Origin of the sequence: Streptomyces sp. NPDC050617 (assembly GCF_040654795.1) — a bacterium.
GTDB lineage: Bacteria > Actinomycetota > Actinomycetes > Streptomycetales > Streptomycetaceae > Streptomyces.
The window spans coordinates 10,946-23,504 of sequence record NZ_JBFAIS010000017.1 but is presented as its reverse complement, the minus strand read 5'-3'; the positions used below and the strand labels follow the sequence as shown (position 1 = coordinate 23,504).

At 72.0% G+C, this 12,559-nt stretch carries 10 protein-coding genes; 5 read left to right on the top strand and 5 right to left on the bottom strand.

Features of this window, described 5'->3' with window-relative positions; genetic code table 11:
• The first annotated feature begins 47 nt into the window (after positions 1 to 47).
• From AB0I49_RS22410 to AB0I49_RS22395, 4 genes are all read left to right on the top strand, one after another.
• A complete protein-coding gene (locus AB0I49_RS22410; protein WP_363228800.1) occupies positions 48 to 767 on the top strand; it encodes an FCD domain-containing protein in 720 nt (239 codons plus the stop codon).
• A 112-nt stretch (positions 768 to 879) separates the two neighbouring features.
• Positions 880 to 2,358: an ethanolamine permease gene (gene eat / locus AB0I49_RS22405; protein ID WP_363228799.1), complete on the top strand. Its 1,479-nt coding sequence runs from the start codon at positions 880 to 882 to the stop codon at positions 2,356 to 2,358.
• 21 nt (positions 2,359 to 2,379) lie between these two features.
• Positions 2,380 to 3,081 (top strand): gamma-glutamyl-gamma-aminobutyrate hydrolase family protein, encoded by a 702-nt coding sequence (locus tag AB0I49_RS22400; RefSeq protein WP_363228798.1) that lies wholly within the window; start codon positions 2,380 to 2,382, stop codon positions 3,079 to 3,081.
• A gap of 119 nt (positions 3,082 to 3,200) precedes the next feature.
• Positions 3,201 to 4,229, top strand: coding sequence for a methyltransferase (locus AB0I49_RS22395; RefSeq protein WP_363228797.1), 1,029 nt, complete (start codon positions 3,201 to 3,203; stop codon positions 4,227 to 4,229).
• 20 nt (positions 4,230 to 4,249) lie between these two features.
• Here AB0I49_RS22395 and AB0I49_RS22390 read toward each other — a convergent pair whose 3' ends face one another.
• Positions 4,250 to 5,236 (bottom strand): LysR family transcriptional regulator, encoded by a 987-nt coding sequence (locus AB0I49_RS22390; RefSeq protein ID WP_363228795.1) that lies wholly within the window; start codon positions 5,234 to 5,236, stop codon positions 4,250 to 4,252.
• A 70-nt stretch (positions 5,237 to 5,306) separates the two neighbouring features.
• Here AB0I49_RS22390 and AB0I49_RS22385 point away from each other — a divergent pair, with 70 nt between their 5' ends.
• Positions 5,307 to 6,422 carry a TDT family transporter gene (locus AB0I49_RS22385; RefSeq protein ID WP_363228794.1) on the top strand — a complete coding sequence of 372 codons (1,116 nt, stop codon included), beginning with the start codon at positions 5,307 to 5,309 and terminating at the stop codon, positions 6,420 to 6,422.
• Here the strand turns inward: AB0I49_RS22385 and AB0I49_RS22380 are convergent.
• The 4 genes from AB0I49_RS22380 to AB0I49_RS22365 all read right to left on the bottom strand — a co-directional run bounded on the left by AB0I49_RS22380 (position 6,391) and on the right by AB0I49_RS22365 (position 12,506).
• Positions 6,391 to 7,134, bottom strand: coding sequence for a helical backbone metal receptor (locus AB0I49_RS22380; RefSeq protein ID WP_363228793.1), 744 nt, complete (start codon positions 7,132 to 7,134; stop codon positions 6,391 to 6,393). The two genes, AB0I49_RS22385 and AB0I49_RS22380, sit on opposite strands and share 32 nt — an antisense overlap.
• A 90-nt stretch (positions 7,135 to 7,224) precedes the next feature.
• Positions 7,225 to 7,971 (bottom strand): helix-turn-helix domain-containing protein, encoded by a 747-nt coding sequence (locus tag AB0I49_RS22375; RefSeq protein ID WP_363228792.1) that lies wholly within the window; start codon positions 7,969 to 7,971, stop codon positions 7,225 to 7,227.
• A gap of 784 nt (positions 7,972 to 8,755) precedes the next feature.
• A complete protein-coding gene (locus tag AB0I49_RS22370; protein ID WP_363228791.1) occupies positions 8,756 to 11,383 on the bottom strand; it encodes an ABC transporter permease/substrate binding protein in 2,628 nt (875 codons plus the stop codon).
• The gene (locus AB0I49_RS22365) at positions 11,376 to 12,506 is read right to left on the bottom strand and encodes a glycine betaine/L-proline ABC transporter ATP-binding protein (RefSeq protein WP_363228790.1); all 1,131 of its coding nucleotides are present in this window, start codon (positions 12,504 to 12,506) and stop codon (positions 11,376 to 11,378) included. Before AB0I49_RS22365 ends, AB0I49_RS22370 begins: the two co-directional genes overlap by 8 nt.
• Positions 12,507 to 12,559: the final 53 nt, after the last annotated feature.

Here is a 12,559-nt window from a genome sequence, read left to right as displayed (position 1 = left end):
GGAGTCATAAGGTAGGGCCGTAGACCATTGGTTGGGAAGGGGGCTCGATGGACGGCGCCGAGGATCGTCTCGCGGCGGTGCTGCGGCCGGTGCGGGCGGGCAACGGCTTCGAGGAGGCGCTGGAGCAGATACTCCAGGTCGTCCGGCTGGGCCTGGTGCCGCACGGCGAGCGGCTGCCGGCCGAGCGCGAGCTGGCCGAGCGGCTGCACATCAGCCGGGTGACGCTGCGCGAGGTGCTGAAGGTGCTTCAGGACCAGGGGCTGGTGGAGAGCCGGCGCGGCCGGTACGGCGGCACGTTCGTACGGGCCCGCGCCGGGTCGACCGGCCAGGAGGAGCTGCGGCGGCGACTGGTGGCGGTGGACGTCGAGGACACGCTGCGCTTCCGGGAGGTGCTGGAGGTGGGCGCGGCCGGGCTGTGCGCGTCCCACGGGCCGGCGCCGGAGCAGGCGGCGCGGCTGCGGTCGGCGCTGGACGCGACGCACGACGCGCCGCTGGCGGACTACCGGCGGCTCGACACGATGCTGCATCTGACGCTGGCGGACGTCTCGGGGTCGGCGACGCTGGCCGCGCAGTACGCGGCGGTCCGGGCGACGGTCAACGACCTGCTGGACTGCATCCCGCTGCTGGTACGGAACTTGGAGCACTCGCAGCGGCAGCACGCGGCGCTGGTGGAGGCGGTGCTGGACGGGGACGCGGACGGCGCGCGCGAGGTGATGCGGGAGCACTGCCGCGGGACGGCGGCGCTGCTGCGGGGGTTTCTCGCGTAGGGCGGCGTGGGTACGTCCCGGCGGATTGCAGGGCGCAAGAGGGTTGCTTTCCGGTCGCCACCACGGCAAAGGTATGGCCTCAAACCTTAACCCTCGCAGGCAGGAGCCGTTCATGCCCGATCGGTCCGAGCGCACGGAGCCCCCCACCGCACCGCCTGCCGCCCGCTCCCCCGCCGACGCGGAGCCGAAGACCTATCTGGAGAAGCGCGCGCTGCGCCGCGGCAGCGCCGGCCCGCTGCTGCTGACCGGCCTCGGCGTCGCCTACGTCGTCTCCGGCGACTACTCGGGCTGGAACTTCGGCCTGGCGCAGGGCGGCTTCGGCGGGCTCGCGGTCGCCGCCGTGCTGATGGGCCTGATGTACACCTGCATGGTCTTCTCGCTCGCCGAACTGGCCTCCGTACTGCCCACCGCGGGCGGCGGCTACGGCTTCGCCCGCCGCGCGCTCGGCCCCTGGGGCGGCTTCCTGACCGGCACCGCGATCCTCATCGAGTACGTGCTGGCGCCCGCCGCCATCTCCATCTTCATCGGCGACTACGTGGAGTCCCTGCACCTGTTCGGCCTCACCTCCGGCTGGCCCGTCTGCCTCGCCTGCTTCGCCGTCTTCATCGGCATCCACCTGTGGGGCGTCGGCGAGGCGCTGCGCTTCAGCTTCGTCGTCACCGGCATCGCCGTCGCCGCCCTCCTCGTCTTCGCCGTCGGCGCGTTCACCGCCTTCGACGCGGGCCGCCTGACCGACATCCCGGTGCACACGGACGCCCTGGGCGCGGGCTCCTGGCTGCCGTTCGGGATTCTGGGCATCTGGTCGGCGTTCCCGTTCGGCATGTGGTTCTTCCTGGGCGTGGAGGGCGTGCCGCTGGCCGCCGAGGAGACCCGGGACCCCGCGCGTACGCTGCCCAAGGCGATGGCCGCCTCGATCTGCGTACTGCTGCTCCTCGCGCTGCTCACCTTCCTCGCCTCGACGGGCGCGGGCGGCGCGAACGCCATGAAGGACGCGGGCAATCCGCTGGTGGCGGCCCTCCAGCCGGACGGGCACGCCACCACGCTCAGCCGGATCGTCAACTACGCGGGCCTGGCGGGCCTGGTGGCGTCCTTCTTCTCGCTGATCTACGCCGGTTCGCGCCAGCTCTTCGCGCTCTCGCGGGCCGGCTACCTCCCCCGCTTCCTCTCCCTCACCAGCCGCCGCAAGGCCCCGTACCTGGGGCTGCTGGTGCCCGGCGTGCTCGGCTTCGCGCTGGCCGCGGCGACCGGGGACGGCGCGCGGATGCTCAACGCCGCGGTGTTCGGGGCCACCATCTCGTACGCGCTGATGTCGCTCTCGCACATCGTGCTGCGCCGCCGCGAGCCGGGGCTGACGCGCCCGTACCGCACCCCCGGCGGCATGCTCACCTCGTCGATCGCCTTCGTGCTGGCGTGTTCGGCGCTGGCGGCGACGTTCCTGGTGGACAAGGACGCGGCGTTCATCGCGCTGGGGGTGTACGCGGTGGCCCTGTGCTATTTCGCCCTCTACTCCCGGCACCGGCTGGTGGCGTCGGCTCCGGAGGAGGAGTTCGCGGCGCTGGCGGCGGCGGAAGCGGAACTCGACCGTACGTAAACCCGTAGTTGGAGGACATCCGTGACCACCCCCCTGATCGGCGTCAGCACCTACTTGGAGGACCCCGTGCGCTGGGGCGTGTGGCAGCTGCCGGCGGCGGTGCTGCCCGTCGGGTACCACCGGCTCGTACAGCGCGCGGGCGGGCTCGCGGTGCTGCTGCCGCCGGACGCCCCGGCGGCAGCGGACGCGGTGGTGGCGCGCCTGGACGGCCTGGTGATCTCGGGCGGGCCGGACGTGGACCCGGAGCGGTACGGGGCCGAGCGGCGCCCCGAGACCGGGCCGCCCACGCCGGAGCGCGACGCCTGGGAACTCGCCCTGATCGATGCCGCGCTGGAGCGGGGCACGCCGCTGCTGGGCATCTGCCGGGGGCTCCAGCTCCTCAACGTGGCGCTGGGCGGCACCCTCGTACAGCATCTGCCGGACGCGGTCGGGCACGGCGGCCACAGCGGGCCGCCCGGAGTCTTCGCGCGGCACGGCGTGAAGCCGGTGCCCGGCACCCTGCTCGCGGCGGCGGTCCCGGAGGAGGTGTCCGTGCCGACCTTCCACCACCAGGCGGCGGACCGGCTGGGGACGGGGCTCGTGCCCAGCGCGTACGCCGAGGACGGCACGGTGGAGGCGGTGGAGCTGCCGGGGGCGCGGGGTTTCACGCTGGCGGTGCAGTGGCATCCGGAGGCGGGCGACGACGTGCGGGTGATGTCCGCGCTGGTACGGGCGGCCGGGTGATGTCCGCGCTGGTGGCGGCGGCCGGGGGCTGATCCACTGGGAGGCGGCGGCCGTCTCCTTTCGGCCACCGCCCCCGGGGCGCGCGGCCCCGGGCCCCGGACCAGCGCGAGGAGGACGCCGTGACGGACCCGGGCACCCCACCCCCGCCCCACCGGCTGATGGACATCGCGACCGGGCTCTGGGCGGCGAAGGCGCTCGCCGTCGCCACCCGGATGGACCTGTTCTCCGACCTCTCCGCCGCCCCCGGCCTGCCGGTCGCCGAGGTGGCCGCCCGGCACGGCATCGCGGAGCGCCCGGCGGAGCTGCTGCTCACGGCCTGCGCCGGGCTGGACCTGCTGGTCCGCGAGGGCGAGGGGTACGCGAACACCCCGGAGGCCGAGACCTATCTGGTGCGCGGCCGGCCGGACTACTTCGGCGACCTGCTGCTCTCCCTCGACCGGCGGTACGCGGGCTGGATGCGGCTGGACGAGGCCGTGGCCGGAAACGTCCCCACCAACTTCGATCCGCGCGCCAAGGAGTCGATGTTCGACGAACAGGACGCGGCGCTGAAGAAGACGTTCTGGGCGTCGATGTACGCGCTGTCGGCGCCGAGCGCCCGAGCGCTCGGCGCGGCCCTTGACCTCGGCGGGGTCCGGCGGCTGCTGGACGTCGGGGGCGGCGGCGCCGCGTACGACATCGAGCTCTGCCGCCGCTACCCGCGGCTGCGCGCCACCGTCCTCGACCTGCCGTTCGTCTGCGAGCTGACCCGCGAACGCGTCGAGGAGGCCGGCCTCGCCGACCGCGTCGCCCTGGCGCCGGGCGACTTCCTGCGCGACGCCGCCCTGCCCGCCGGGCACGACGCGGTGCTGCTCTCGCAGATCATGCACAACTGGGACGAGCCGACCAACCGCTCCATCCTGCGCAAGTGCCACGCCGCGCTGCCGCCCGGCGGCCTGATCGTCATCAGCGAACTGCTGGTCGACGACGCCAAGGACGGCCCGCTGCTGCCCGCCCTGATGAGCCTCAACATGCTGGTGAGCACCTGGGGCCGGAACTACACGCCCGGCGAGTACGGCCAGTGGCTGACGGACGCCGGCTTCACGGACGTACGCACCGTCCGCTTCTCGGCGCCGGGCGCGGACGGCGCGGTGGTGGCGGTGAAGGCGTAGCCGCCCCTCGAAGGGCCCCGTCAGCCGCTCCCCCGCGTCAGCCCCAGCAGGTCGCGGGCCGGGCCCGCCGGGCGTTGGCCGGTGGGCCAGACCGCGCGGAGGTCGCGGCTGAGGCGGACCGTGTCGACGGGGATCTCGACGAGGCGGTGGGCGGCGAGTTCCTCGCCGACGGCGAGTTCGCTGAGGACCGAGGGGCCGGCGCCGCTGACGACGGCGGCCTTCGCGGCGGTGGTGGAGGCGAGTTCGAGGAGGGGGGCGGTCAGTCCGCCGTGGTCGGCGAGGGCAGCGTCGAGGACCTGGCGGGTGCCGGAGCCCCGCTCGCGGAGGATCAGCGGGGCGGCGGCGAGTTCGGCCGGGTCCAGCGAGGTGCGGCGGCGGGCCCAGGGGTGGGCGGGGGCGACGACCACGACGAGGTGGTCATGGCCGATGACGGCGCCGTCGAGGCCGGGGGGCACCCGCAGCCCCTCGACGAAGCCGATGTCGGCGGCGCCACTGAGGGTGCGTTCGGCGACGGCCGCGGAGTTCCCGGCGAAGAGGGAGACGGCGGTGTCCGGGCGGCTGCCGCGCAGCGCGATCAGCCAGCCGGGCAGCAGGTATTCGGCGATCGTCATGCTGGCGGCCACCCGCAGCCGCGAGTCGCGCCGCCCGCGCAGCGCCTGCGCGCCCGCGTCGAACGCCTCGGCGGCCTCCACAATGCGACGCGCCCAGTCCGTGACGAGCGCCCCGGACGGGGTGAGGGTCGAGCCGCGCGGCGAGCGCTCCACGAGGGAGACGCCGAGCATCCGCTCCATGGAGCGGATGCGGCTGCTGGCGGCGGGCTGGGTGACGCCGAGTTCGCGGGCCGCGCGGCCGAGGCTGCCGAGGCGGGCGACCGCGAGGAGCAGTTGCAGCGCGGCGAGGTCGGGCACCCGGTGCGCGAGCAGGCCGGTGCGGGGATGCGGCTGCGGGTCGGCGGCGCCCTGCCTCGTACCGCCGTCCCGCCCGGTGTCCGCCTGCCCGTCGCCCATAAAGCCAGTTTATGCCCTCATAGAGAGAAGATCCCTGGTGGGCGGTGCCGGGGCGGAGCATCTTGGTGCCATGACCACTATCGCGCAGCCGCGCTCCCGCCCCCTTGCCGAGAACCGCCCCCGCGGGTCCGTCCGCATGCTCGGACCCAACTGGTACGCGTCGGTGATGGGGACGGCGATCGTCGCGAACGCGGGCGCCGTCCTGCCGCTCCACTTCTGGGGGCTGCGGGTGGCGTACCAGGTCGTCTGGGCGCTGGGCGCGGTGCTGCTGGTCGTGCTGTTCGTCGGGCGCGGCGCGCACTGGGCGCGCCACGCCGACCAGGCGCGCAAGCACCTCCTCGACCCGGCCGTCGCGCCGTTCTACGGCTGTCTGTCGATGGGGATGCTCGCCGTCGGCGCGGGCAGCCTGTCGGTGGGCTCGGACGTCATCGGCGTCTCGGCGGGGGTCGCCGTCGACACGGTGCTGTGGATCGCGGGCACCGTCGTCGGGGTCGTCGCCGCGTCCGCCATCCCGTATCTGATGGTGACCCGGCACAAGGTCGACGCGGGCACGGCGTCCCCGGTGTGGATCCTGCCGGTGGTCGCCCCGATGGTCTCCGCGGCCTGCGGCCCGGCGCTGATCGCCCACCTGCCGGCGGGCCAGTGGCGGGAGGCGATGCTGCTGGGCTGCTACGCGATGTTCGGGCTCTCCCTGCTCGCCACCTTCATCATGCTGCCGATCATCTTCGCCCGCCTCGTCCACCAGGGGCCGCTGCCGCTGGCCCTGACCCCGACGATGTTCCTGGTGCTCGGTCCGCTGGGCCAGTCGACGACCGCCGTCAACAACCTCGCCGACGCCGCGCACGGCGCGATCGACGGCACGTACGCGCACGCCATGCTGCCCTTCGCGGTGCTGTACGGCGTGCCGGTGATGGGGTTCGCGCTGCTGTGGCTGGCGATCGCCGCGGCGACGGTGGTCCGCGCGTTCCGGAACGGCATGACGTTCTCGATGACCTGGTGGGGCTTCACCTTCCCCGTCGGCACCTGTGTGACGGGCGCGGCCGGGCTGGCCAAGCACACCGGGCTGGACTTCTACAACTGGCTGGCGGTGGCGCTGTTCGCCGTGCTGGTCGTGGCGTGGCTGGTGGCCGGGGTGCGGACGCTGCGCGGGGTGCTCAGCGGCGCGCTGCTCGCAGTGCCGCGCTGAGGACGGCGGGCGCCTCGGCCAGCGAGGGCCCGTACCAGGTGAGATGACGACCGCTGACGAGGGCGACGGGCAAGGCCGCGGGGAAGGCTTCCGGCCCGTCGTCCGACGTGAAGCGGTACGGCTCGTCCGGGAGCACCACGAGATCCGGGCCGGCCGCGCACAGCTCCTCGACCGGGACGCGCGGGTAGCGCTCGGCGTGCTGCGCGTAGGCGTTGTCGACGCCGAGCCGGGACAGCACATCGCCCGCGAAGGTGTCGCGGCCGAGCACCATCCAGGGCCGCCGCCAGATCGGCACCGCGGCCCGCAGCCGTACGGGCGTGCCGGCCGTGTCCCGCCAGACGGCCTCGGCGCGGTCCAGCCACCGCGGCCGGTCCAGCCCGCAGCCGTCCACGAGGACCCGCTCCAGCTCGCTGAACGCCTGCTCCAGGGTGCGTACTTCGGTGACCATGACGCGCAGGCCCGCGGCGCGCAGCGCGGCCAGGTCCGGTTCCCGGTTCTCCTCCTCGTTGGCGATGACGAGGTCGGGGGCGAGCGCGGCGATCCGGTCGGTGTCGGGGTTCTTCGTGCCGCCGACGCGGGTGACGTCCAGGTCGGCGGGGTGGCTGCACCAGTCGGTGGCCCCGACGAGGAGGCCGGGCGCGGTGGCGGCCACGGCTTCGGTGAGCGAGGGCACGAGGGACACCACGCGCCGTACGGCAGTGCGACTGGTCATCGCCTCAGCGTAGGGCCGACCCGGCCGTACGGTCTGCCCCCGGTATCGCCCCCGCCGTACGGTCATCGGGGCCGGCGAAGCGCTCTACGGTCAGCGGTTGCGCAGCGCCGTGCTGACGGTCTGTCCGGCCTGGGTCAGGGGCTCCACGAGCCGCGCGAGCTGCCCCGCCGAACCGGTCACGGCGCAGACGGACGCCACGACGGCGTCGTCCGCGCCGAACAGCGGGACCGCCGCGCAGAACACGCCCGGCATGATCTCCGCGTGGTCGAAGGCGATGCCCTTGTCCCTGATGGCGGCGGCGGTACGGGCCCAGGAGCTCGGCGGCGGGCCCGGCGGCAGGTCGGGCCGGGCGCCGGCGACGAGCACCTTGCCCGCGGCCGTCGACCACGGGTACATCGCGCCGGGCCGCTGCGGCGCCGGTTCGTCGGCGTGTCCGCCGACCCCGGCGACGACCATGGTGCGGCCCTCGCGCAGCACGCAGAGGCCCACCGTCGCGCCTGTGGTGTCGGCGAGGTGCCGTACGGGCGCGCGGGCCGCGCCGAGCAGGGCGGGGTGGGGCTGCCAGCGCCTGCCGAGGCGGAAGATGCGCGAGCCCATGCGGTAGCGGTCGCGGATCCGTTCGACGGCCCCGAGCTCGACGAGCTGGGACAGCAGCCGGTGGGCGGTGGCCTTCGGCAGGCCGCTGTCGTCGGCCAGCCGGGTCAGCCCGGCCTCCCCCGCCCGTTCCACCGCTTCCAGCAGGGAGAACGCGCCTTCCAGAACTCCGCGTCCCCCGACGGTTGTCCTCATGTCCGGCCGCTCCAGTTCGGGGAGCCGGCCGGTGCTGCTGAACGACAAGGTTCTCTCCCCCCGTGCGCGCCCGCCCGCTCGCGGCGGCACGCATCAATACCACTGAATTGGCCTCCGGCGGCCGCCGCCAGCCCGAAACCGGCCAATGGCCCGAGTGACGGTCGGTCCCGGGAGCGGTGGATGGTGCGCTCCCGGGGCCGTGCGCGGTACCGCCGTTGTACCCCGGCCGCGGCGGACGCCCCCGCGCCCGTGGCGGCCGGGCGTCATATCCCGGCGAACGGTGTGCCCCCGTCGGGAAATACCGTCCCGACACCGGGTCGCCTTTTTCTCGCGCCCGGCACTCGTCCCCCTTTTTAAACGGTCAGTCGCTTTCCGCTCACCACGCACCGGACGCGGCCGGAGCCGAGCGGACAGGCCCGTACGGGAAGGTGAGGCGAATGCGTTCCCGGCGGCCGTTCAACGGCCCGGAGCGCCTGGGTTCCGGCTGCGAAAGCGGCGCCCGCCGTGGCCGTACCGCGCCGCTTCATCATGTCGCGACCTTCTCCGCCTGCGTCGATATTTCCGCGAGGAGCTCGCCGCGCACAAGCCGGTTTCCACTGAGCGGACCCTTAGCCAAAGAATACGCATCATTCCGCCGTCACCTGTCAAGCAGCCTTTGCGCATTCATAGTTGAATGTTTACCGACCTCAATCCCGTGTACAGCGGGGCGGCCGGAAAGGGATTCCCGCCGGAGAACGCCGCCGGTACGGCGAAAAGCCCCGCCCCCGGTACGAGACCGGGGACGGGGCCCTTGCGCCAGTCGCCGCGCGGGAGGCGCGAGCGGCCGGAACCGTTACGAGCCGACGGGCGCCAGCTTGTCGACGATGCCGGGGTGGTCGTCCATCCACTTGCGGGCGGACGCCTTCTCGTGGCCCTTGCCGCCCTTCTGGATCTGGTCCTCCAGGGAAGCGAGGTCCTTGTCGTCCATGTGGAAGTTCTTCAGCCAGCCGTTGAGCTCCGGGAAGTCCTTGCCGAAGGCCTTCTTGCCGACGACGTGGATCTTCTCGCCCTTGCCCCAGGCGCCCTTCGGGTCCTTGAGCTTCTTCAGGTCGTACTTGTTGTACGCCCAGTGCGGGGACCACAGCGGGACGACGATCGGCTTGTGCTGTGCGATCGAGCGGTCCAGGTCGGCGAGCATCGTGGCCGTCGAGGACGACACCAGCTTGTAGTCGCTGTCGAGACCGTAGGCCGGCATCACCTTGTCCTTGAGGATGCCCATCTCACCGGCGCTGGACTCGATGCCGGTGATCTTGCCGCCGAACTCGCTCGCCTTGTCCTTGAGGTCGTCAAGCGTGTTGACGTCCTTCATGTAGGACGGCACGGTCAGCTCCAGCGACGTCGGCCCGTACCAGGCGCCGATATCGGAGAGTCTGTCCCCGTACTTGTCCATGTACTGCTTGTGCGTGGTCGGCAGCCAGGAGTCGAACTGGACGTCCATCTGCCCCTGCGCCAGGGACGTGTACAGCGGACCGGGGTCGAGCTGCTTCACGTTCGGCTTGTAGCCGCGATCCTCCAGGATGTTCTCCCAGAGGTACGTGGAGGCGATGGCCTCGTCCCACGGGAAGTACCCCATGTTGACGGCCTTGCCGGCCTCCTTGCCCTTGGCCGTCTGGCCCTTGCCCTTGGGTAGCGGCGCGAGGGTGTCCGCGACCTTCGGGTTCTTCTTGAGCCAGGTGCGGACGCCGTCCTGCTCCTTGCCCTTGCCCGCCGACTGGATGGTGTTCTCCAGGCTGGACAGCTGCTTCTCGTCCATCTTGAAGTTCTTCAGCCAGCCCGCGACCGTCGGGTCCTTGGACTCGAAGCCCTTCGCGGCGACGGTGTGCAGCTCGTCGCCCTTGCCCCAGGCGTTCTTGGTGTCCTTGAGCTTCTTCAGGTCGTACTTGCTGTACGCCCAGTGCGGCGACCACAGCGGAACGACGATCGGCTTCTTCGCCGAGATCTGGCGGTCCAGGTCGGCGAGCATCGTCGCGGTCGACGAGGAGACGATCTTGTACTCGCCGTCGAGCCCGTACGCCGGAAGGACCTTGTCCTTGAGCAGGCCCATCTCGCCGGCGCTGGACTCGATGCCGGTGATCTTGCCGCCGAACTCGCCGGCCTTGCCCTTGAGGTCATCAAGCGTGTTGATGTCCTTCATGTAGGCCGGGACGGTCAGCTCCAGCGTCGTCGGCCCGTACCAGGCGCCGAGGTCCGTCATCTGGGAGCCGTACTTCGCCCAGTACGCCTTGTGCGTCGTCGGCAGCCAGGCGTCGGTCTGGAAGTCGATGTCGCCCTTGGCGATGCCGGAGTAGAGCGGGCCGGGGTCGAGCTGCTTCACGTTCGGCTTGTAGCCGCGCTGCTCCAGCAGCTCCTTCCACAGGAACGTGGAGGCGATGCCCTCGTCCCAGGGGATGTAGCCCATGTTGATCTGCTTGCCGTGGCCGACGTTCGTCGAGGCCGAGGCGCTCGGCTTGTCGTCGTTCTGGGCGAGGTTCATGCCGCCCGCTATGAGCGCGAGGACCACGACGCCGACGGTCGCGACCGCCGTGCCGGGCCGGTAGTGCAGGAACTTCGCGCCGCGCATGGCGGCCGCGGCCTTGGCCAGGGCGCGCCGGCCGAGCGGGGAGACCCGCTGGTTGAGCGCGCCGGTCATGCGGTCCAGGTACATGGCGAGGATGACGACGGCCAGGCCGCTCTCCACACCGCCGCCGATGTTGACCTGGGTGACCGCGGCGTAGACCTGCTCGCCGAGGCCGCCCGCACCGGCCATGCCCGCGATGACGACCATGGACAGCGCCAGCATGATGACCTGGTTGATGCCGGCCATGATGGTCGGCAGCGCCAGCGGCAGCTGGACCCGTACGAGCGTGTCGCGCGGGGTCGTGCCGAACGCCTCGGCGGCCTCCACCAGCTCGCCGTCCACCTGCCGGATGCCGAGCTCGGTCATCCGGACGCCGGGCGGCATCGAGAAGATGATGGTCGCGATCAGACCCGGCATCGGGCCGATCGAGAAGAACATCACGCCGGGGATCAGGTAGACGAAGGCGGGCATCGTCTGCATGAGGTCCAGTACGGGCCGCAGCACACCGCTGACGGTGCGGTTGCGGGCCGACCAGATGCCCAGCGGCACCGCGATCAGGATCGTGATGATGGACGCGACGAGCACCAGCGAGAGCGTCGACATCGCGTCGTCCCACAGCTGGAGCGAGTCGATCAGCGCGAAGCCGATGAACGCGAGGACCGCGGGGACCAGGCCGCGCAGCCAGAACGCGATGACCGCGAAGATGCCGGCCATCAGCAGCGGCTCGGGCGCGCCCAGCACCTTGTCGACGCCGTCGTACATCCCCGTCAGCACCTTGCTGACGAAGTCGAACAGCCACTCCATGTGGGTCTGGAGCCACTTGACTGCGTCCTCGACCCAGTTGCCGAAGTTGAGTCTAGGCACCGGCGATCACCTTCGCCTTGGCCTCGCCGCTCGGCGGTTCCTCGGTCGGCGCGGTGTGGGGCTGCTCGCCGAGCACCGACAGCAGCCGCTCGCGGGTCACGACGCCGGCCAGCGCGCCGTCGGCGCCGGTGACGGCGACCGCGTCGCCGCTGCTGGAGCAGGGCGTGAACAGCTCGGCTATCGGCGTCTCGGTGGTGACCGTGGCGGGCGCGGCGTCCAGGACGTCCTGATCGGTGCGGACCGTGCTGCCGTTTCCGGCGCGGGCGCCCTTGGCGGTGCTCGGCTCGGCCATGATCGAACCGGCGGTGAGCACCCGGGACCGGTCGACGTCCTGGATGAAGGACGCGACGTAGTCGTTGGCGGGGCGCACGAGGATGTCCTCGGCGGTGCCGTTCTGGACGATCCGGCCGTCGCGCATGACGGCTATTCGGTCACCCAGCCGCATGGCCTCGTTGAGGTCATGGGTGATGAAGATGATCGTCTTCTTGAGCCGGGCCTGCAGCTCCAGCAGCTGGTCCTGCATGTCACGGCGGATCAGCGGGTCGAGCGCGCTGAAGGACTCGTCCATCAGGAGCAGGTCGGCGTCGGTGGCGAGCGCGCGGGCCAGGCCCACACGCTGCTGCATACCGCCGGACAGCTCGTCGGGCCAGGACTTCTCCCAGCCCTTGAGGCCCGCCAGCTCCAGTGCCTCGACGGCGCGGCGGTCGCGCTCCTCGCGCGGGACGCCCTGCACCTCGAGGCCGTAGGCCGCGTTCTCCATCACGCTGCGGTGCGGGAAGAGCGCGAAGTGCTGGAAGACCATGCTGATCTTCTGCGAGCGCACCTTGCGCAGCTCGCGCGGGGTCAGTTCGGTCAGGTCCTGCCCGTCGAAGAGGACGCGTCCGCTGGTCGGCTCCGAAAGCCCGTTCAGCATGCGCAGCAGCGTGGACTTACCGGACCCGGACAGACCCATGACAACGAAGATGTGGCCGGCCTCGACAGAGAACGAGGCATCGATCACGGCCGCGGTGGTGCCGTCGGAACGCAGCTCTTCGCGGCTGGTGCCGCCTTCGAGCCGTTTCACGGCGGCTTCGGGTCGTCTGCCGAACACTTTGTACAAGTGCTCGGCTTGCAGCCTGGACACATACACCTCTCGAGTTGAACTCAAAACGACCCGCCTCCCCCGTGGGCGGGTCG